This is a genomic window from Edaphobacter sp., from assembly GCF_035763405.1.
GTDB lineage: Bacteria > Acidobacteriota > Terriglobia > Terriglobales > Acidobacteriaceae > Edaphobacter.
Map to the genome: position 1 here is coordinate 34524 of NZ_DASUBE010000083.1, position 20634 is coordinate 55157.

The following is a 20634-nucleotide window of genomic DNA, read 5'->3' on the forward strand; positions in this document are numbered from 1 at the left end:
GCCATCGTAAGATGAGTGCCGTAAGATGAGTGTCAGGAGCGCATCGTGACCCTCACCCCATTTCATATTGCCTTTCCTGTCGATGACCTCGCAGCCGCACGCGCCTTCTACGGCGGCACGCTGGGCTGCGAAGAAGGCCGCAGCTCCGCGCAGTGGATCGACTTCAACCTCTTCGGCCACCAGATTGTCGCGCACCTCAAGCCTGGCCCCGCTACGAAGCGACATCACAATCCCGTCGATGGCCACGATGTCCCTGTGCCGCACTTCGGAGTTGTGCTCCCGATGGATGCATGGGAGGCGCTTGCGGCCAGACTGCGCAGCGCCGGCATCGCGTTCATCATCGAGCCGTATATCCGCTTCAAGGGCGAAGTCGGCGAACAGGCCACGATGTTCTTCCTCGACCCGGCAGGCAACGCTCTTGAATTCAAGGCGTTCGCCGACCCCGGGCAGCTCTTTGCCAAATGACTGGACTGACCAGTTGACCATGAAGACAAACCTTTGTCTTCGGGGTATTTGAAAAATAATTTGCTTACACCCTTACCTATATCGATTTAGTTGAGTTAGACTCTGAAGCAACCAGCAAGGCGGTGTTTCAGCGGTTCGGGCAGAACGGCGGAAAGCTGCGTTCTGAATCTGTCTGGACTGAAGGAGCACCGATGCACTCTCCCGAGAAACATCGAGGATGGAAGTCTGTCACTGCGCTGATGGCGTTATCGCTCACGATGACGCTTGGGGCTGGAACTGCGCTTGCCCAGAAACATCCTGACCTCTCCGCCATGCCGTGGATGAACGAGGCGCTCAGCCCCGATCAGCGCGCCGACATGGTCGTCCAGCAGATGACGCTCGACGAGAAGATCCAGATGGTCCACGGCGACGGATGGGGTGTGCTGCGTCCGGGTGCGCCGGTTGATCCGCGCTCGAACTTCGGCGCTGGTTTCGTGCATGGCATCGACCGGCTCGGTATTCCCGACATCAACCTCACCGACTCCGCCGTCGGCATTCGCATGGCCGCCTATGCCGGCCGCTACGCTACGCTGCTGCCCTCCACGCTGGGCGCGGCGTCGAGCTGGGACACGGACGCCGCCTACCTCTACGGCTCCGTCATCGGCCGCGAGTTGTGGGACGAGGGCTACAACATGACCATCGGCGGCGGTGTGGACCTCATGCGCGAGCCGCGCAACGGACGCAACTTCGAATACGCCGGCGAAGACCCCGTGCTTGCCGGAACGATGGACGGCTACGTCGAGAAAGGCGTGATCGCCCAGCACGTCATGAGCGACATCAAGCACTACGCGCTTAATGATCAGGAGACGGTGCGCAACGAGGTCAACGTCGAGATCGACAAAAAGGCGATGCGCGAGTCGGACCTGCTCGCGTTTGAGGTCGCCATCGGCATCGCTAAACCGTCGGCGGTGATGTGCTCCTACAACCTGGTCAACGGCGACTACGCCTGCGAGAACGACTACCTGCTCAACCAGGTGCTTAAGCAAGACTTCGGCTTCAAGGGCTTTGTGCTCTCCGACTGGGGCGGGACGCACACTACCGTCAAGGCCGCACTGAACGGGCTCGATCAGGAGATGCCCGGCGACGATGGCTTCTTCGCCGCTCCGCTCAAGCAGGCCGTTCAGGACGGGAAGGTGCCGATGCCGCGCCTCAACGACATGGTGCATCGCATCCTGCGCAGCATGTTCGCCGCCGGCGTTGTGGACCATCCTCCCATCCACACCGTGGTCGATCCCTTCCAGGGACGCGACGACGCCAGGCACATCGAAGAAGAGAGCATCGTGCTGCTCAAAAATGAAGACGGCATCCTTCCGCTTAAAGCCGCGCCCTCAGAGTCGATTGCGCTCATCGGCGGACACGCCGATCTCGCCGTGCTCTCCGGCGGCGGCTCCGCGCAGGTGGACGCCCCGAACGGCGACGCCGTGCATCCGCACCCGGGCGGCTCGCGCTGGGGCGTGCCGGTCTACTTCCCTTCCTCGCCGCTCAAGTACATCCGCGAAAAATCGCCTGCAGCGACTGTCAGCTACAACGATGGCTCGAACCCGGCGGCGGCCGCTGCGTTTGCGAAGAAGGCGAACGTAGCCGTCGTCTTCGTCACGCAGTGGATGAGCGAAGGCCACGATGCGCATACGCTCTCGCTGCCCGACAATCAGGACGCGCTGGTCGATGCCGTTGTTGCTGCAAATCCAAACACCATCGTCGTGCTCGAAACCGGCGGTCCGGTCTCGATGCCGTGGGCGGGCAAGGTGAAGGGCATCGTCGAAGCGTGGTATCCAGGCATCGGCGGGGCGCAGGCGCTGGCGAACGTTTTGTTCGGCGATGTGAATCCCTCCGGCAAGCTCCCCGCAACCTTTCCGAAAGACATCGCGCAGTTGCCGCATCCGGAGATCGTTGGCATGGACCGGAGCAAAGACAAGGGCGCAGTCTATGTCGATGGCAAGGGCCGCAAGATCCAGACCTGGAACCTGAGCTACACCGAAGGCGCGAAGGTCGGCTACAAGTGGTTTGAGGCCACACACCAGCAGCCACTTTTCCCCTTCGGCTTCGGCCTGTCGTACACCACCTATGCCTACTCCGGCCTGAGCGTGGACGACGCCGCGCGCACCGTTCACTTCACCGTGAAGAATACAGGAACGCGCAAAGGTACGGAGATCGCCGAGGTCTACACGAAGCTGCCCGCATCTGCGCACGAGAACTACAAGCGACTGGTTGCGTGGCAGCGCGTGACGCTCGCGCCGGGCGAATCGAAGGACGTGACGCTCACGCTCAACCCGCTCTACCTCTCGGTCTTCGACACCGCGAAAGACGGATGGCAGCTTCTTTCCGGCGACTATACGGTGATGGCAGGCGAATCCTCAGCCTCGACTCCGCTCACAGCAACCCTGCACGTCGCGGAATAGTCGCCGCCTCGGCTTCGTCAGCAGACCTGACTGAAGCCGAGGTCCAGCAGGTCCGCAATCCTGGCCAACTGCGACGCGATGTGTCCCAGGCCGATAGCGCAATGATGCGCGGGGCCATGGGCGTTCCACTGCTCAACAAAGCCGCGCGCGCCTGGCGCAAAACGATACCGGCTGTTGGTGTTGCCAATCTCGAGAATCGGTCCGGCAACGCTCTCGCCCTCCGCAACCAACAGCTTGAATCCGCGCTCTCTGTCCTCGACGACGGAGAGCAGCGTGACCGGTCCATGCTTCACCTGCATTTCGACCGAAAGCCCCCTGCCCACTTTGCCGTGATACACCTGCAATGGCCGCACCTTGATCCTGTCTTCGGCAATGCCGATGTGGCCCGGCCCATCGTGCCCCAGCAACACCAGATCGTCGGCGAAGTCGATTGCGTAGTACTCGCTGAACGATCCGCCCGCGCCGAGCAGGTCCATCATCTTCATCGCGATGACATTCTTCACCTCATACTCGCCAGCCACGGGAATACCTCGCCCTGTCAGCATCGACGTGCCGAGAATGATCGAGCTCATGGTGTCCTCGTTCTCCGCAACGCCCGTCCCCTTGTAGTAGTAAGCAAGCAGATTCAGCTCGTTTTTCTCGACCAGCCGATCCAGCGCAACGGCGGTGCGCGCCGCGCGGGCAAGCTCCGCCTCTGTGCAATCCTTCCCTATCTCAAAGAACTCGCGGAAAGCTCCTAACTTTTTCTCAAGAGCATCGCCGCCAACTTCCCTGCGCAAGCTGCTCAATTCATCCACTTCAAGCTGCTCGATGTGCATGCCGAACCTGCCGCTCACCTGCGCCAGATCGGTAGCGATGTCGAGCATCCCGCTGTAATAGTGCCCCATCAGCCCGAGCCTGCTGTGCGACAGTGTATGCACTACCTCAGCAGCACGAAGCCACTCGTCTACTTCTCGCCAGCAGGCCGGATCGTTGCGCAGCATCCCAGTCACCTGGTGAAAGGGCACGCCAAGTCGGCCGAGTACATTGGCAATCTCCGGCATGGGACAGGCACTGCACCATGCCAGCCATTCTCCGGTCATCGCCGTTCTGTCGGTCATGCGATTGAACTTTTCGTAGTCAATCGCATCGCCCGGCTGCAGGTTCAGCAGCAGCGCCGGCACCTTCGCGCGCTGAATCACAGGCAGCACCGTCGCGGAGAGCGCATACGTGGTCACGTAGACCAGCAGAATGTCGATGTCGCTCTGACGGCATCGATGCCCCACCTCAACCGCCTTCTGCGCGGTATCCACGAGACCGAAGTTCAGGGTCACACGATCCGGCGAGGCGATCTTCTGCTCGACCTCAGTGAGATAGCCGAGCAATCGCCGTTCCAGCCCTTCAAACTGCTCCCAGTATGCCGAGAGCCCAAGGCCGATCAATCCAACGCGCACTTGTTGATAGCTTGAATTCATGCTTTCAGAGTAAGGGTGCGACGCCGAAGAGTGCGAGATAATGATTGAAATTATTTCCACCAATAAACGAGTCTGGAAAACAGCACGCTGGAAAGGCATTGGAATGCGCTCATTCGTGATAGCTCTGCTTTGCGCCGCGACCCTGCAGATGGCGGCACAGACTCCTGTTTCCATCAAAGTCGATCTCTCCAAACCTGAAGGACCGTACACGCCCATCTATCGCTGGTTTGGCTATGACGAAGCGAACTACACAACGATGCCGCACGGACGGCAACTTCTCGGTGAGCTGCACGACCTGAGCCCCGTGCCCGTCTACATTCGCGCGCACCATCTGCTGACCTCCGGCAACGGCGTGCCGGAACTGAAGTGGAGTTCCACGAACGTCTTCTCGCTCGACGCCAACGGCAAACCCGTCTACAACTTCAAAATCCTTGACGGCATCTTTGATGCCTACAAGGCCGCCGGCGTTCGCCCGTATGTCGAGCTGGGCTTTATGCCGCGCGATCTCGCCGTCAACCCCGACCCCTACCAAGTCCACTATCCACACGACACCATCTCCGGTGGATCGCAGAATCCGCCGAAGGACTACGCCATGTGGGGCGAACTCGTCCGCAAAGTCACCGAGCATCTGGTCGCGCGCTATGGCCGCAACGAAGTGCTTCAGTGGTACTTCGAAGTGTGGAACGAGCCCGACATTCCTTACTGGCACTCCACTCCTGAGAACTACTACAAGCTCTATGACTACGCCGCAGCAGGCGTGCGCAAAGCTCTGCCCGGCGCGCGCGTCGGCGGACCCGCCTCCACAGGGCCGGGATCGCCGAGGGCCGCAAAGTTCCTCGAAGGCTTTCTGAACCACGTTGAGAACGGCAGGAGCGCAGCCACTGGAGGCCCTGTGCCGCTCGACTTTATCTCATTCCACGCCAAAGGCCATCCGAAGGTGATCGGCACGTATGTCCAGATGGGCCTGAGCAACGAATTGAACGACGTCGATCAGGGATTCGCCATCATCGCAAAGCACCCGAAGCTCCAGCATCTGCCTGTCATCATCAGCGAGGCTGACCCCGAAGGCTGCGCGGCCTGCTCGGCCAAAGTGAACCCGGCGAACAACTATCGCAACGGAACGCTCTATCCGGTCTATACCGCTGCTGCAATCAAGAATCTCTTTGCACTGAAAGACCGCCATCACACGAACCTGATCGCCATGCTCAGTTGGTCGTTCGAGTTCGAGAACAAGGACTACTTCGAGGGCTTCCGCTCGCTCGCAACCAACGGCATCGACAAGCCTGTCCTGAATGTCTTCCGCATGGCCGGGCTCATGTCCGGCGAGCGCGTCAGCACAACCAGCAGCGGCGAGATCCCGCTCGACGCGATTCTGAAATCAGGCGTGCGGCAGTCGCCGGACATCGACGCCCTGGCCACAACATCGACGCGCAATGCCGCCGTGATGCTTTGGAACTATCACGACGATGACCTGCCCGCGCCCGGCACGCAGGTTCAGGTCGTCGTCTCAGGCATCCCAGCCAATGTGCATCGCGTCCTGTTGCAGCACTACCGCATCGACGAGCATCACAGCAACGCCTACACCGTATGGAAAGCGATGGGATCTCCGCAGCAGCCGACGCCGGAGCAGTACGCGAAGCTGAAAGCAGCCGGCCAGCTTCAACTTCTCGATTCTCCGCGATGGCTCGACGTCAAAGACGGCAACGTGATGCTTGAGACAGAACTGCCTCGGCAGGCAACATCGTTGCTACGTCTGGAGTGGTAAGGATCGCTGCGAGCGTAAGGGACAGATTGAGATGCATCTTTCTTGGAATATTTATCGTTCCAATAGCTTCCAAACATCAAATAATAGCGATTTCACCAATGAGAACACGTGTACATTCGTTTTATCGCATTCGGGAAACGGTTTCCCGCGCCGCTGCTAAGACATTCGCCTCAACACGCCGCGAAGTATCCAGTTTCACCAGATATCCAGCATTTTCGGCGTAATTTGGGCCTGGCTCCTCCTGGGGCAATCGATTCCGCATTGTGGAGCACTCTGGAAATGCGGGGCCAGGTGGATGACGATCTGAACACGTGAACAAGAATCGGTCAACTTCCGTCCTGCCTTATTATTATTCTTACCGCATGAACACAACGAAAGCGCCGCAGCACCAGTTCGCCCAGAATATGAAGACCGTTGCGCGGCTGGCCGGAGTCTCACACGCAACCGTATCGCGGGTCATCAACGGCACCGGTCTTGTACTCCCTGCTACGGCGGAGCGTGTGCGCAAGGCCATCGAGCAGCTCGGCTTCATTCCGAATCCTTCAGGCACCACACTGCGTTACGGACGCAGCAAGGTCTTCGGCTTGATCCTGCCCGATCTCACCAACCCTTTTTATCCCGAGTTCTTGCTGAATTTTGAACGCGCGCTTGTTGCGACCGAACACGAGGTCATGCTGGCGACCACCCAGGTCAGCTCGCCGGAGTTGGCGCGCTCGGTCCGCAGGATGCTCATGCGCAGAGTAGACGGCGTTGTTCTAATGGCCTCCGAGTTCGACACCCGCTCCATTGAACCCCTTCTCAGTCACCGCGTGCCCATTGTTACGATCGATCGTCGCATCACCCAAAAGGGCGCAGCCGACGTCGCAATCGACTTCGAGACCGGATACTTGCAGGCCGCCATTCACCTGAAGAAACTGGGGCACAGAAGAATAGGCTTCATTGGAGGCAGTGAGGGACTGGTGACGTCGAAGGTACGGCTCAAAGCATTTCAGACGGCGCTCGAAGATGTCGGTCTCAACTATGACGAGAAGCTGACGCGCATGGGCGACTACCGTGTTACGGGCGGAAGGTCCGCAATGCAATCTCTGCTCGCCCTTCGTAAGCGACCCACTGCAGTGATGACAGTGAACGACCTGACTGCCTTTGGCGCATTGCGAGCCTTGCACGATGCAAAGATCAGCGTTCCCGATGAGATCTCGATCGTGGGCTGCGATGGCAGTCTCCTCGGCGAGGTCTTTCCTCCGGGCCTCACCAGCATCGCCGTCTCCTTCGAGGAGATGTCACGCAAATGCCTTGGAGCGCTCCACAGCGTCAAGGCGAATATCGAGAGCAAAGGCCCATTGCTCGTGGTGCCCAGCACCCTCGTCATCCGGGGATCAACAGGTCCGGCATAGCCCGCACCGATTCCGTTAGTTTTCAAACTCCGCTCCCGGTTCAGGCAGCACGTCCCTTTCCCGTGCGATCCAGACATGGGGCGTAGGCAGCAGGAAGATACTCATCACCAGGCCATGATGAGGCCGCCGAGATGCAGAAACATCCGCATTGCTGGTGACTACACGAACAACGACACAGAAATGTCGGTGCCGTAGATACCCCAACCGCATGTCATTGATTTTTTTGGTGGAGCTGAGCGGGATCGAACCGCTGACCTCCTCGTTGCGAACGAGGCGCTCTCCCAGCTGAGCTACAGCCCCCCACCGGACGCGCATGGCAGAAGACACATGCTGTCCAACGACATCTTCGAGTGTATCAGCAAGCGCCGCTCGACTCAAACTGGACACGGCCCACGCGCCCCGTCACAGCCGTGCCCGCCGCCAGAGGCTTTTCCATCACGTGCCACACCTCGCCCGCCGCATCCACCACCACTCCAAGCACCGGCACCACCAGCCGTGCGCCTCTGGGCGTCACCGCTTCCACCACACCCAAATCTCTGCCCGGTTCAACGCTGAACTCGGTTCGGTCCAGCGCCACATGCCATCGCTGCCGCCCCGAGGCTCGCGACTCTTCGCGGATGTCCGCCACCACTGCCTGAAATTCATTCACCCGACACCGCCGGTACACACACGTGCTGCTTCATCTCTCAATTTTACGTGCCGCGACAGGCCTGCGAACCATCCAACTTCCCATACACACACTCTAAGTCGATAATGTCTCCGTTCATCGAACCAACCAACGCAACATCGCTGGAGCGCCATTGACCATGACCAACCTTACCCGTGCGGCCTTCCCCATTCTCCTGTGCGCCGTCCTTGCTCTTCCCTCGCCCGCGCAGACCTCTGCCCCGACACACGGCATCTCCATCGCCAACATGGACACCACCGTCCACCCCGGCGACAACTTCTATCTCTATGCCAACGGCGGCTACGTGGCCCGCACCAAGTTGCCGCCGGACCGCGCCGTGCTCAGCGTCTTCTCCATGCTGGACGACCTCAGCTCCAAACGTGTCGCCGGCATCATCGAAGACGCGGCGAAGTCCAACGCGCCTGCAGGTTCCGACCAGCGCAAGATCGCCGACCTCTACCACTCCTACATGGACGAGACAGCCATCGAATCGCACGGCCTCGCCGCGCTCAAGCCGCGCCTCGACGCCATCGCGGCCATCAAGACGCCACGTGAACTCGCACACGCTCTCGGCCTCTCGCTGCGCGCCGACGTAGACGCGCTCAACAACACCAACTACCACACTGCGAACATCTTCGGCCTCTGGGTCGCGCCCAGCTTCAACGATCCCGACCACTACGCGACATACCTGCTCCAGGGCGGCCTCGAAATGCCCGACCGCGACTACTACCTCTCCGACTCAGCGCACATGAAAGACGTTCGCGCCAAATACCAGGCGCACATCGCCGCCATGTTCCGGCTTGCGGGAGTGCCCGACGGCGAAGCCCGCGCGGCCCGCGTCCTCGCGCTCGAAACCGCCATTGCCCACGTGCAGACCTCGCTGGCCGACAGCGAAAATATCGAGCACGCTAACAATCCCTGGAACGTCGCCGACTTCAAGACCAAAGCTCCGGGCCTCGACTGGGCCGAGTTCTTCCGCGCTGCCGGTCTCGACCAACAACAAACCTTCATTGTCTGGCAACCAGGCGCGTTCACCGGCGAAGCCGCGCTGGTCGCCTCGCAGCCTCTTGACGCATGGAAAGACCTGCTCGCCTATCACACCATCGAAGACTACGCCGTCGGCATATCGAAGGCGCTCGCCGACGAGAGCTTCGCCTTCTTCGGCCAGACGCTCAACGGCACCCCCGCGCAGCGTCCGCGCAACATCCGCGGCGTCCGCTTCGTCTCCGCCGTGCTGGGCGATGCCGTCGGCAAACTCTACGCCGAGCGATATTTTTCTCCGGAGGCCAAAGCACAGGCCCAGGCGCTCGTCTCGAATCTCCTCGCCGCCTTTCATCAGCGCCTCGAAAGCGTCACGTGGATGGCCCCGGCCACCAAAGCCGAAGCGCTCGCCAAACTCGGCACGCTCCAGGTGAGCGTCGGTTATCCCGACCATTGGCGCAGCTATGCCGACTACAACGTCTCGCCCGACAACCTCTTTGAAAACATCTGGCGCTCGAACCTCTTCGAGTATCACTACTCGCTCAGCCGCATCGGCCAGCCGGTCGATCGCAAGGAGTGGTGCATGACGCCCCAGACCGTCAACGCCGTCAACCTGCCTCTCGACAACGGACTCAACTTCCCCGCGGCCATTCTGCAGCCGCCCTTCTTCGACCCCAAGGCCCCGGCCGCCGCGAACTACGGAGCCATCGGCACCATCATCGGCCACGAGATCAGCCACACCTTCGACTCGGAAGGCGCGGCGTTCGACTCCAAAGGCCGCGTTCGCAACTGGTGGACACCTGAAGACCTCGACCACTTCGAGGCCGCAACCTCCGCGCTCGCCGCACAATACAGCACCTACAAGCCCTTCCCCGATCTCGCCGTCAATGGCAAACAAACGCTCGGCGAAGACATCGCCGACGTGGCCGGCCTCACCGCCGCATACGACGGTTTCCACGCTTCGCTTCACGGCAAAGAAGCGCCCAAAGTTCACAACTTTACCGGCGATCAGCAGTTCTTCATTGCCTTCGCCCAGAACTGGGGCTCAGTCATCCGCGACGCGACCCTGCGCAAACAGGTCCTCACCGACCCGCACGCACCCGGACGTTACCGCGCCGAAACCGTCCGCAACAACGACGCCTGGTACGCCGCCTTCGGCATCAAGCCCGGCGACAAGCTCTACCTCACGCCCAAGGAGCGCATCCACATCTGGTAGTTCGTGATCTGGTCATGGCAACGGGCGCATCTGTCCGATGCGCCCGCCTGCCGTTATCCTTGCTACATGGACCAGAAACTCTTCACTGAAGTTGACAGCTACCTTGCAGACAAACTCCTCGCAGAAGATGCACCGCTCCGCGAAGCCCTCAAGGCAAACGCAATAGCGGACCTGCCATCGATCGACGTCAGCCCCACACAGGGCAAACTGCTCTATCTGCTCGCTCGCATGGCAGGGGCCAAGCGCATCCTCGAAGTGGGCACGCTTGGCGGCTATAGCACCATCTGGCTTGCCCGTGCGCTGCCCAACGACGGCGTGCTGGTCACGCTCGAACTCAACCCAAAGCACGCTGAAGTCGCCGCTGCGAACATTCACCGTGCCGGACTCAGCCACCTTGTCGATCTGCGCGTAGGCCCTGCCGTCGAATCGCTCGCGCGTCTTCACGCCGAAAATACCGCGCGGTTCGACTTCATCTTTCTCGACGCCGACAAGCCCAACAACCCCATCTATCTGGACTGGGCGATTAAGCTCTCGCATCCCGGAACCATCATCATCGGCGACAACGTCATCCGCGAAGGCGCAATCATCGACGCGAACGATACCGACCCAAGCGTCGCAGGAACGCGCCTCTTTCTCGAAAAGCTGGGCAGCTATCCGCAGCTCGATGCCACCGCAATCCAGACCGTCGGCAGCAAAGGCCACGACGGCTTCGCGCTCGCCATCGTCAACGAGAAAAGTTAGGTCAGATCATCCGGGTTGAATGACGGCCGTTTCCGCCCCAGCGCCGAGACGTCATGCGCGCCGCCCACCAGGCCTTTCACTACCTGGTCGATCTCATCCTCAACATCAGCCGTCGCCACCATCCGCACCGGAGGGTCGGCCAGCTTGATGCTTTCGAGCAGCACCGTCGCGTGCGCCACAGCAACGCCGTCCTGATTCAATCCCTCCGGAGTCTTCGCCTTGATGCCGACATCGCCCGGCTTCAGGCCCAGCAGTTCCGCCACGCGCTCGCGCATCTCGCCCGCAATCGGCACAATCTTCGGCTTCGTCATCACCAGCACCGTATCGACGTTGACGATCTTGTACCCTGCCATCGCCACCTCTTCCAGCGCCGTCTTCAGAAACACCCGCGAATCCACACCCTTCCATCGCGGATCGCTGGGCGGAAAGAACGTGCCAATGTCGCCCGCCGAGACCGCCCCCAGCAGCGCGTCCGTCAGCGCATGGAGCAGCACATCGCCATCCGAGTGGCCCGCCAGACCCTCCGGATGCTGAATCGCCAGCCCGCCAATCACCAGCGGCACGCCGGCCTTAAACGCATGTGAATCAAACCCGTAGCCAATTCTCATTCCCATACACAATTCCTCAATGCATCGACCGCGGATTCACACGGATGAACACGGATTTTTTTCTTTTCATTCTCCAGTATGAACCGTTTGAACTGAGCTCTGGGGCCGAAGTTTAAGAGCAATCCAACTTCCAGGTTCGTTTCACGGAGATAGTTCAACACCTGACTTTCGTGTGACCGATCAAAAGCCGACACGGCCTTCAACTCCACAACCACACAGCCATTGACCATCAAGTCCGCTCGAAAGTTCCCTATAACCTGACCTCGAAAATGCACTGGAACTGGGACCTCCGAGTCAACGTTAAGACCGGCCTGTCGCAAGGCGATCTTCAAAGCTTGTTGATACACGCTCTCAAGAAACCCGCCTCCAAGTTCGTTGTAAACCTCGAAGAATGCGCCGATTACCTTCTCTGAAGTCTCCGAATGCAATCCATTAAAAGCAGTTCTTTGCTTTAAATCCATATCTGTCTTTCATCCGCGTTCATCCGCGTGAATCCGTGGTCGATCTTCTCAGGTAAAACTCCGCCAACTCAATGTCTCCCGGCTGCGTAATCTTGAAGTTCCGCGCCGACCCCGGCACCACGGCCACTTCAATCCCCGCGCGCTCCAGCAAACTCGCCTCGTCTGTCCCGGCAAAACCGTCGGCCTCAGCCTCGGCAAAGGCGCGGCGCATCAGTTTGCACAACGCGCCCTGCGGCGTCTGCGCATGAATGATCAGCTCGCGCGGAATCGTCGCCGTCACAATCGCGCCTTCGGCCGTGCGCTCCACCTGCTTGATCGTATCCACCGCAGGCAGACCCACAATCGCCGCGCCATGTTTGGCCACCGCGTCAATCGTTCGCTCAATCGTCGCGGGGTCAATCAGCGGACGCACCGCATCATGCACCAGCACCACATCATCGGGATGGCACTCGAGCGCAGCCAACGCATTGCCCACCGACTCCTGCCTATGGTCGCCGCCCTCCACCATGTGGACACGCGGCCCCAGCTTATGCGCCGTCACATGCGCCTCCACGCGCGCCCGCTCCGGTCCGCGCACCGCGATGCATACCGCGTCCACGCGCTTCACCGCAAGAAACGCCTTCACCGACCGGATCAGCACCGGCACGCCATCAATCTCCAGAAACTGCTTCGGCACAGCCGTGTGCGTGCCGCCCGCGGCCATCCGCGTTCCAATCCCTGCTGCCGGAAGAATCACAAATACTTGCATAAATACCCAGCGAAGTATAACAAGTCCGCGAACGTAGCCGCTCACGGGCCGCAGGCGATAATAGCCATGTGTCCATCGCCGCCACGCCGTCGCCCGCAGAAGAGTACCGCCAGCACCAGCAGGCACGCCAGACGCTCGCCGCGCGCTTCGAGAAGACGCACATCCGCCTCGGCAACCTGCGCCTCGTCATCTTCCTCGCAGCCGCCATCATGGCGTGGTTCTCACTCGACCACGACACATTCTCCACATGGTGGCTTCTTGCGCCAGTCGCGCTCTTCGCAACTATAGCCGTCTTTCACGCACACATCCTCTACAAGCGCGAGCGTGCCGAACGCGCCGCAGACCACTATGCCAAAGGCATCGCCCGCATCGAAGACCGCTGGACAGGCAATGGTCAACAGACGCAGCGGCCCGAGACCGCCAACCACGTCTATGCCGCCGATCTTGACCTCTTCGGCCCGGCCAGCCTCTTCGAGCTGCTCTCACAAGCCCGCACGCGCATGGGCGAAGATACACTCGCCCACTGGCTGCTTGCTCCATCACCTATCGCGTCACTCCGCCAGCGCCACGCCGCCATCGACGAGCTGCGCCCGCGTCTCGATCTCCGCGAAGACATCGCCGTTCTCGAAGGCAGCTCCCGCAAAGACATCAAAACCGGAGTCCATCCCGAGGCCCTCATCGGCTGGGCCGAAGCACCCGCACAATTAGTCCATCCGAATGTCCGCTGGCTTGCGCGCCTGCTCGCCCTCGCCGCCATCGCAACGGCCATCCTCTGGATCGAGTCCGGCACGAAAACGCCATTCTTCTCCGTTCTTATCATCGAAGCCGCCATCGCTGCGCTGCTGCACAAACGCACCACCGAAGTCCTGCACGCAACCGCGCACGCCTTCGACGACCTCAAGCTCCTCTCCGCGCTCGTAGCCCGCATCGAGCGCGAATCCTTCACCACGTCGCAGCTCCAAAACATCCGCAAAAGCCTCGTCTCGAAGCAACTCCCTGCATCGAAAGCCATCGCCCGTCTCGCCACCATCGCCGGCTACATCGACTCGCTCGAAAACCCCATCGTCCACTTCCTGGACATCCCGCTGCTCTACTCCGTCCAGACCGCCTACGCCGCCGAGGCCTGGCGGCGGGTCCACGGCAGCGCCGTCCGCCGCTGGCTCGAAGCCATCGGCGAAGCCGAAGCCCTGCTCTCCATCAGCGCCTACAGCTACGAACACCCCGCCGACTCCTTCCCCGACCTCATCGAAGACGGCCAGCCTCTGTTCGACGCAACACAACTCGGCCACCCGCTCATCCCCGCAGCAAAATGTATCCGCAACAACGTAAGCATTGGTGGAGTAGACGCAGCGCAGGCGCTGCTCATCAGCGGCTCCAACATGTCCGGCAAAAGCACCCTGCTGCGCGCCATCGGCATCAACACCGTGCTCGCCATGGCAGGCGCGCCGGTCCGTGCCGAGTCGCTGCGGCTCACCGCACTCCACGTCGGCGCCAGCATCCTCATCAACGACTCGCTCCAGCAAGGCAGCTCGCGCTTCTACGCCGAGATCATCCGCCTCCGCCGCATCGCGGACCTGGCCGAAAAATCCCCGCCGCTGCTCTTCCTCCTCGACGAACTCCTGCAAGGCACCAACTCCAAAGACCGCCTCACCGGAGCCGCAGGCGTCGTCCGCGCACTGCTCGACGCCGGAGCCATCGGCCTCATCAGCACCCACGACCTCGCCCTCACCCACATCGGCAGCAACAACGACCACCGCCTCCACAACGTCCACTTCCAGGACGAGATCGAAGACGGCCGCATGAAGTTCGACTACACCCTCCGCGACGGTGTCGTCACCCACAGCAACGGCATCGAACTGATGCGCCTCATCGGCCTCAAAGTCTAAGCGATGGTCAGGTGCCGCTGCCGCCACACCACGTCATCTCGACCGAAGGCGGCGCTTTTGCCGCCGCAGTGGAGAGACCCCTGTATTTCTCCCACTTCAGCACAACCGCTCGGGTGCTCCATCCATGACAGCTTCATCGTCATGGGTGGGAGAGCACGATGCCAAACCCATCACCCTCTTTGCATTTCCATTCCGCAGCTTTTTTGTATTTCCATTCCGCAGCTTTTTTATATTTCCATTCCGCAGATCTTTTGTATTTCCATTCCGCAGCGAAGCGAAGGAATCTGTTTTTTGACCTTGTAGCTGCAATTGTCCAGTCCCCAAAATTCACCCGCAGTAAGATGAGGCTCATGGCACCTGTTCCGAGCCTTCCCTTCGACCGGACCAACATCCGCCCCGGCGACCGCATCTGCGTCGCCGTCTCCGGCGGAGCCGATTCAGTTGCCCTCCTGCTCACGCTCCACGCCGCGAACACCGCGAAGCACGACGCGCTCGGCGTCGGCCTCTCCGCCGTCCACGTCCAGCACGGCATCCGCAGTGCCGAAGAGTCCGCCGCCGACCTCGACTTCGTCCGCGACCTCTGCGCCTCGCTCGAAGTCCCGCTGCACATTCACCACGCCGACGTCCCCGCCCGCGCCGCCCGCACCGGCGAGACCATCGAAGAGGCGGCCCGCGCCGTCCGCTACGAGTTCTTCTCGACTCTCATCACCTCCGGCCACGCCGACTCCATCCTCACCGCCCACACACTCGACGACCAGGCCGAAACCGTCCTCATGAAAATCCTGCGCGGAGCCTGGACCGAGGGCCTCAGCGCCATCCATCCGGTAGTCCTCGTGAATTCGACCCCGCAAAACTCAGCCCAGCGCCCCGGAAAGATCCTCCGCCCCTTCCTCCACACCCGCCGCGTCGAAATCGAATCCTTCCTCAAACAGCGCAATCAGCCCTGGCGCGAAGACTCCACCAATACCGACACCGCCTACACCCGCAACCGCATCCGCCATCAGCTTCTGCCGCTGCTCCGCGAGTACAACCCCAGCCTCGACCAGACGCTGGCCAACCTCGCCGAGCTCGCCCGCGAAGAAGAGTCCCGCTGGCAGGCAGAACTCACGCGCATCCTCCCGCAACTCCTGCTCCCCGGCAAACCCGTTCGCGGAGGCGGCCGCGCCGTCTCGACCGCCCCCGGTGAATCCCAATCCACAGTCGCCATCGAGCTCGACCGCCTCAAATCCCTCGACCCCGCGCTCCGCCGCCGCGTCATCCGCGCCGCAGCCCGCCAGCTTGGCGCGCGGCTCAGCTTCGACGAGACCGCCCGCATCCTCGCCCTCTGCGGCTTCGGCCCTTATCCACCGGTCGGCGCATCCACCGTCGCCGCCCGCGCCGGAGCCTCGCTCACCCTTGCCAACGGCCTCCGCGCCGAGCGATCCGCCCGCGAACTCCGTCTTCTCCGCTCTCCCGCAACCATTACCTAACCGTATCCTCCATCACTCTTTAGTCACATTACGATTCCCAATTCATCCCCCTGAATCCCCCGCCCGAAGAGTAGAATCAAATCACGTAGCGGCTGTCGCCGCCAGAGGAGATTCCGGCAGTTTGCAGCCGGAACCTTCATCTATAGATAGCGTCTAACGTAGTAGGGCTTCCGGAGACCAGTTGGCATCCGGCAGCCGAGTCTGACCAGCCGCCAGATGCGATGTCCCGAGGCAGCTTCAGACCAGAAAAATGAGGAATTCGCTTTGAACTCGACCGTTCGCCAAATTCTTATCTGGGTCTTCATGATTGCCTGCCTTGTGTTCCTCTGGCAGTTCGTCGTCAAGAGCACGGGCCAGCAGGAAAAGAACATCAGCCTCACCCAGTTGCTCAACGACTCCGACGCGGGCAAGATCAGCGACATCACCGTCAACGGCGAAGAGGTCACGGGCCACTACCGCGACGACGCCAAGAACCAGTTCCACACCATCATTCCGGCCAACTACCCGGACCTCTACAAGTCCCTGCGCGACCACGGCGTCGCCATCACGGTCAAGGACACCAACTCGAACGGCTGGCTCACTTTCCTGCTTCAGCTTGCGCCGTTCGCCCTCTTCCTCGGCCTCTGGTTCTTCTTCCTCCGCCAGATGCAGTCCGGCGGCAACAAGGCCATGAGCTTCGGCAAATCGCGCGCACGCCTGCTCTCCATGCAGCAGAAGAAAATCACGTTCAAGGACGTCGCCGGTGTTGACGAGGCCAAGGAAGAGCTGAAGGAGATCATCGAGTTCCTCCGCGAAGCGCAGAAGTTCCAGCGCCTCGGCGGACGCATCCCCAAGGGCGTCCTGCTCGTCGGACCTCCGGGCACCGGCAAAACCCTGCTCGCCCGCGCCGTCGCAGGCGAAGCCAACGTTCCCTTCTTCTCCATCTCCGGCTCCGACTTCGTCGAGATGTTCGTCGGCGTCGGCGCATCGCGCGTCCGCGACCTCTTCGAGCAGGGCAAAAAGAACGCCCCCTGCATCATCTTCATCGACGAGATCGACGCCGTCGGCCGTCATCGTGGCGCTGGCCTCGGCGGCGGACACGACGAGCGCGAGCAGACCCTCAACCAGCTCCTCGTCGAGATGGACGGCTTCGAGTCCAACGACGGCGTCATCCTCATCGCCGCCACCAACCGCCCCGACGTGCTCGACCCGGCCCTGCTCCGCCCCGGCCGCTTCGACCGCCGCGTCATCGTCGATCGCCCCGACATCAAGGGCCGCGAAGAGGTCCTGCGCGTCCACGCGAAGAAAGTCCCCCTGGCCGAAGACGTCGATCTCACGATCCTCGCTCGCGGAACTCCGGGCTTCAGCGGAGCCGACCTCGCCAACATGGTCAACGAGGCCGCTCTCACCGCCGCCCGCTTCAACCGCAAGTCGGTCCACATGTACGACTTTGAAGTCGCCAAAGATAAAGTCATGATGGGCGCGGAACGCAAGTCCATGCTGCTCTCCGACGACGACAAGAAGGACACCGCCTACCACGAGGCAGGCCACGTCCTCGTCGCCGCCAAGCGCAAACACTCCGACCCGCTCCACAAAGTCACCATCATCCCGCGCGGCATGGCCCTCGGCGTCACCATGCACCTGCCCGAAGAGGACAAGCACACCGTCACCAAGGACTACCTCGACACCCAGCTCGCCATCCTCATGGGAGGACGCTGCGCCGAGGAGATCTTTATGGGCCGCAAGACTACCGGTGCAGGCAACGACATCGTCCGCGCCACCGAGCTCGCCCGCAAGATGGTTTGCGAGTACGGCATGAGCGACCTCGGCCCCCTGACCTACGGCAAGAAGGAGCAGGAGGTCTTCCTCGGCCGCGACCTCGCCCAGCCCCGAGACTACTCCGACGACACTGCCAAGCAGATCGACATCGCTGTGCGCGGCTTCGTGGACACGGCCTACAAGTCGGCCTACGAGATCCTCGAACAGAACGCCGACGTCATGCACCGCATGGCCACTGCCCTGCTCGAGCGCGAGACCCTCGACAAAAACGAGATCGACCTGCTCATCGCCGGCAAGGAACTGCCGCCGTTCAAGTCGCCGCTCGCCTTCGCCGATCCCAACGAGCCGCAAAAGGTCCTCAAGCCCGAAGGCCGCAAACCCGGCTTCGGCGACAGCCAGACCTCCCCGGCATAAAATTCAACCAACCATCGACAGCGAGGCGGCCATCATGGCCGCCTTCGTCATTCTTCGCATCACATAAGATTGTCATCCTGAGCGAAGGCGAAGCCGAGTCGAAGGACCTGCGGTTGCCTCCCGTCATGCCACCCAAAACAACAAAATAAAATTGTCATCCTTCCGCGAACGGCGTCCCCGGCCAGCTTGCTGGCTGGGGTGGGAAGCGGGAGGACCTGCTTTCGTCTTTGAACAACGACCACTGTCCACCCTCAATGCGACAATAAAAGCACGACGCATGAAGTACCTCTCGCTCATCCTCCTCCTTCTCATGCCCCTCACCGGCTGCGGCTACCACCAGGCCGGCTCCGCGACGCACATTCCCGCGAACGTTCGCACGCTCGCCGTGCCCATCTTCACCACGCACGCCCAGGCCTTCCACACCGAGATGGCCTTCACCCAGGCCGTCATCCGCGAACTGAACACCCGCACCCGCTACCGCATCCTCAACTCCGACACCCCCAATGCCGACGCCACCCTCACCGGCACCATCCTCTCCCAGACCGTCGCCCCGCTCACTTACGACGCCGCCACCGGCCAGTCCTCCAGCTACCTGCTCAGCATCACCGCCAAAGTCGTCCTCACTGCGCACGATGGCCGCGTCCTCTACCGCAACGACCGCATCCTCTACCGCGAGCAGTACCAGTCCACCCAGGACCTCAACGGCTTCATCCAGGAAGATAACGCCGCCGTCAACCGTGTCGCAAAAGACTTCGCCCAGACCGTCGTCAGCGATATGCTGGAGTCGTTCTGATGACCACGTCCCTCAAATCCTTCGCCTCCACCGACCGATTCATCGCGGAGATCAGTTCGCCCGCCACCCCGGCGATCCGTCCCGGCTACGTCCTCCTCGGCGACGAAATCTTCCTCTACGACCGCTGCCGAAAAGCGATCCTCAGCACACTCGTCCCCGAAGACGCCCGCGACTTCTCGCTCCACGACCTCGACCTCGCCGAGACCAGCATCTTCGAGATCCTCGACCGCGCCCAGACCCCATCGCTGATGGCTCCATTCCAGGTCCTCTTCGTCCGCAACCTCAAGCAGCTCTACACACGCGGCAGCAAGAAGGAAGAATTCGCCGCCATCGACAGCTACTTCCGCTCGCCCAACCCGCAAGCCGTCATCCTCTTCGTCGCGGACCACCTCCGCATCCCCACCGACTTGCGCAAGATGGACTACCAGGACAAGGAACGTTACGAAAAAATCCGCGAGACCCTCGGCGACTGGTGCGGCCTCGTTGAACTCGCCCGCGTCGACGAAAACGACGCCGTCAAATGGGTGACGACGACTGCCGAATCTCGCAACATCCGCTTCGACCCCGACGCCGCCCGCGAGCTGGTCGACGCCCTCGGCGCCGACATGATGCTCATCGCCTCCGAGTTCGAAAAACTCCTCCTCTACGTCTCCGCCCCGCCACTAGACCGGGTGCCCCAGGTCCCGCCTTTGGGACCTGGGATCGAAGCGCCACAAATCCAAAATGAAGGTGTCATCCTGAGCGAAGAGCGCAGCCCGGAGTCGAAGGACCTGCGGTTGTCTTCCTCCGCGCCAGCCACCCAATCCCGGGTGCCCCATCCTTCGCAGTCTCACCGCGAGGGGTGGGATGAGACAAAGCCCGCCCCTCCCGCATTAGCCCGCAACCGAGTCACCCTCGGCGACGTCGAAACCATGGTCCTCGCGGCCAAGCAGCGCAGCCTCTACGAACTCACCGACGCCATCAGCGCAAAAGACCGTCCCCGCGCGCTCCAGCTCCTGCATGGCCTGCTCAATGCCTCCGACGGAGGAGAAGACGCGGCCATCGGCCACCTGTACATGCTGGCCCGAACCTTCCGCCAGATGCTCATCATCCAGGAGAAAAACGTCCGCGACTCACGCGCCATCTGGCAGGCCTTATGGCAAGGCTTCCGGATGCCCCCCTTCGCCGCCGAAGACCTCATCCGCCAGGCCCGCCGCTACAAATCCCGCCGCGACCTCACCCGCGCCATCCGCCTGGTAGCCCGCGCCGACCTCGAACTCCGCTCCAGCCCCGCCAACAAACTCCTCGTCCTCGAACGCCTCATCCTCGACCTATCCACCGAACCCAAACCCAACACCTACGACCCCACCCACCAGTTCGCCATGGAGCTGTAGACA

17 protein-coding genes and 1 tRNA gene are annotated in these 20634 nt (G+C 61.5%); 11 read left to right on the plus strand and 7 right to left on the minus strand.

Going from position 1 to position 20634, the window contains the following annotated elements:
- Window positions 1-45: 45 nt before the first annotated feature.
- Both VFU66_RS08320 and VFU66_RS08325 read left to right on the plus strand, forming a co-directional pair.
- Window positions 46-465, plus strand: coding sequence for a VOC family protein (locus VFU66_RS08320; RefSeq protein WP_326445776.1), 420 nt, complete (start codon window positions 46-48; stop codon window positions 463-465).
- A 191-nt stretch (window positions 466-656) separates the two neighbouring features.
- Window positions 657-2903, plus strand: a complete 2247-nt coding sequence (locus tag VFU66_RS08325) for a beta-glucosidase family protein (RefSeq protein ID WP_326445777.1) — start codon at window positions 657-659, stop codon at window positions 2901-2903.
- Between the two features lie 17 nt (window positions 2904-2920).
- On the opposite strand, the gene VFU66_RS08330 is transcribed toward VFU66_RS08325, so the two are convergent.
- A complete protein-coding gene (locus tag VFU66_RS08330; protein ID WP_326445778.1) occupies window positions 2921-4357 on the minus strand; it encodes an arabinose isomerase in 1437 nt (478 codons plus the stop codon).
- A gap of 103 nt (window positions 4358-4460) precedes the next feature.
- On the opposite strand from VFU66_RS08330, the gene VFU66_RS08335 reads away from it, so the two are divergent.
- Window positions 4461-6122, plus strand: a complete 1662-nt coding sequence (locus VFU66_RS08335) for a GH39 family glycosyl hydrolase (RefSeq protein WP_326445779.1) — start codon at window positions 4461-4463, stop codon at window positions 6120-6122.
- 362 nt (window positions 6123-6484) lie between these two features.
- Entirely contained in the window at window positions 6485-7516 is a 1032-nt protein-coding gene (locus VFU66_RS08340) for a LacI family DNA-binding transcriptional regulator (RefSeq protein WP_326445780.1), read from the plus strand.
- A gap of 224 nt (window positions 7517-7740) precedes the next feature.
- Here the strand turns inward: VFU66_RS08340 and VFU66_RS08345 are convergent.
- Window positions 7741-7816: transfer RNA gene (locus VFU66_RS08345), tRNA-Ala, on the minus strand.
- 55 nt (window positions 7817-7871) lie between these two features.
- On the minus strand, window positions 7872-8183 hold the full coding sequence (locus VFU66_RS08350) for a hypothetical protein (protein WP_326445781.1): 312 nt from the start codon (window positions 8181-8183) through the stop codon (window positions 7872-7874).
- Between the two features lie 139 nt (window positions 8184-8322).
- On the opposite strand from VFU66_RS08350, the gene VFU66_RS08355 reads away from it, so the two are divergent.
- Window positions 8323-10380 (plus strand): M13 family metallopeptidase, encoded by a 2058-nt coding sequence (locus VFU66_RS08355; protein WP_326445782.1) that lies wholly within the window; start codon window positions 8323-8325, stop codon window positions 10378-10380.
- Between the two features lie 66 nt (window positions 10381-10446).
- Window positions 10447-11121, plus strand: coding sequence for an O-methyltransferase (locus tag VFU66_RS08360; protein WP_326445783.1), 675 nt, complete (start codon window positions 10447-10449; stop codon window positions 11119-11121).
- Here the strand turns inward: VFU66_RS08360 and ispF are convergent.
- The 3 genes from ispF to ispD are packed head-to-tail and all read right to left on the minus strand — an operon-like array spanning window position 11118 to window position 12938.
- Window positions 11118-11735, minus strand: a complete 618-nt coding sequence (gene ispF, locus VFU66_RS08365) for a 2-C-methyl-D-erythritol 2,4-cyclodiphosphate synthase (protein ID WP_326445784.1) — start codon at window positions 11733-11735, stop codon at window positions 11118-11120. The two genes, VFU66_RS08360 and ispF, sit on opposite strands and share 4 nt — an antisense overlap.
- Window positions 11726-12190 (minus strand): GxxExxY protein, encoded by a 465-nt coding sequence (locus VFU66_RS08370; RefSeq protein WP_326445785.1) that lies wholly within the window; start codon window positions 12188-12190, stop codon window positions 11726-11728. The genes ispF and VFU66_RS08370 overlap by 10 nt, the downstream gene beginning before the upstream one ends.
- Window positions 12191-12209: 19 nt before the next feature.
- Window positions 12210-12938: a 2-C-methyl-D-erythritol 4-phosphate cytidylyltransferase gene (gene ispD, locus VFU66_RS08375; protein WP_326445786.1), complete on the minus strand. Its 729-nt coding sequence runs from the start codon at window positions 12936-12938 to the stop codon at window positions 12210-12212.
- A gap of 68 nt (window positions 12939-13006) precedes the next feature.
- On the opposite strand from ispD, the gene VFU66_RS08380 reads away from it, so the two are divergent.
- Window positions 13007-14824 (plus strand): MutS-related protein, encoded by a 1818-nt coding sequence (locus VFU66_RS08380; protein ID WP_326445787.1) that lies wholly within the window; start codon window positions 13007-13009, stop codon window positions 14822-14824.
- A 139-nt stretch (window positions 14825-14963) separates the two neighbouring features.
- Here VFU66_RS08380 and VFU66_RS08385 read toward each other — a convergent pair whose 3' ends face one another.
- On the minus strand, window positions 14964-15176 hold the full coding sequence (locus VFU66_RS08385; protein WP_326445788.1) for a hypothetical protein: 213 nt from the start codon (window positions 15174-15176) through the stop codon (window positions 14964-14966).
- On the opposite strand from VFU66_RS08385, the gene tilS reads away from it, so the two are divergent.
- The 4 genes from tilS to holA all read left to right on the plus strand — a co-directional run bounded on the left by tilS (window position 15175) and on the right by holA (window position 20631).
- Complete coding sequence (tilS, locus tag VFU66_RS08390; protein WP_326445789.1) at window positions 15175-16293, plus strand: tRNA lysidine(34) synthetase TilS; 1119 nt, start codon at window positions 15175-15177, stop codon at window positions 16291-16293. The genes VFU66_RS08385 and tilS overlap by 2 nt on opposite strands.
- Window positions 16294-16557: 264 nt before the next feature.
- Window positions 16558-18465 (plus strand): ATP-dependent zinc metalloprotease FtsH, encoded by a 1908-nt coding sequence (ftsH, locus tag VFU66_RS08395; RefSeq protein WP_326445790.1) that lies wholly within the window; start codon window positions 16558-16560, stop codon window positions 18463-18465.
- A gap of 277 nt (window positions 18466-18742) precedes the next feature.
- Window positions 18743-19258 carry an LPS assembly lipoprotein LptE gene (gene lptE, locus VFU66_RS08400; RefSeq protein WP_326445791.1) on the plus strand — a complete coding sequence of 172 codons (516 nt, stop codon included), beginning with the start codon at window positions 18743-18745 and terminating at the stop codon, window positions 19256-19258.
- Window positions 19258-20631: a DNA polymerase III subunit delta gene (gene holA / locus VFU66_RS08405; RefSeq protein WP_326445792.1), complete on the plus strand. Its 1374-nt coding sequence runs from the start codon at window positions 19258-19260 to the stop codon at window positions 20629-20631. Before lptE ends, holA begins: the two co-directional genes overlap by 1 nt.
- The last annotated feature ends 3 nt before the right edge of the window (window positions 20632-20634 follow it).

Bases quoted from the DNA above. Each gene is read 5' to 3' on its own strand.
- VFU66_RS08325 (WP_326445777.1), top strand. From the start codon at position 657: ATGCACTCTCCCGAGAAACATCGAGGATGGAAGTCTGTCACTGCGCTG.
- VFU66_RS08330 (WP_326445778.1), bottom strand. From the start codon at position 4,357: ATGAATTCAAGCTATCAACAAGTGCGCGTTGGATTGATCGGCCTTGGG.
- VFU66_RS08335 (WP_326445779.1), top strand. From the start codon at position 4,461: ATGCGCTCATTCGTGATAGCTCTGCTTTGCGCCGCGACCCTGCAGATG.
- VFU66_RS08340 (WP_326445780.1), top strand. From the start codon at position 6,485: ATGAACACAACGAAAGCGCCGCAGCACCAGTTCGCCCAGAATATGAAG.
- VFU66_RS08355 (WP_326445782.1), top strand. From the start codon at position 8,323: ATGACCAACCTTACCCGTGCGGCCTTCCCCATTCTCCTGTGCGCCGTC.
- VFU66_RS08360 (WP_326445783.1), top strand. From the start codon at position 10,447: ATGGACCAGAAACTCTTCACTGAAGTTGACAGCTACCTTGCAGACAAA.
- ispF (WP_326445784.1), bottom strand. From the start codon at position 11,735: ATGGGAATGAGAATTGGCTACGGGTTTGATTCACATGCGTTTAAGGCC.
- VFU66_RS08370 (WP_326445785.1), bottom strand. From the start codon at position 12,190: ATGGATTTAAAGCAAAGAACTGCTTTTAATGGATTGCATTCGGAGACT.
- ispD (WP_326445786.1), bottom strand. From the start codon at position 12,938: ATGCAAGTATTTGTGATTCTTCCGGCAGCAGGGATTGGAACGCGGATG.
- tilS (WP_326445789.1), top strand. From the start codon at position 15,175: ATGGCACCTGTTCCGAGCCTTCCCTTCGACCGGACCAACATCCGCCCC.
- VFU66_RS08385 (WP_326445788.1), bottom strand. From the start codon at position 15,176: ATGAGCCTCATCTTACTGCGGGTGAATTTTGGGGACTGGACAATTGCA.
- lptE (WP_326445791.1), top strand. From the start codon at position 18,743: ATGAAGTACCTCTCGCTCATCCTCCTCCTTCTCATGCCCCTCACCGGC.
- holA (WP_326445792.1), top strand. From the start codon at position 19,258: ATGACCACGTCCCTCAAATCCTTCGCCTCCACCGACCGATTCATCGCG.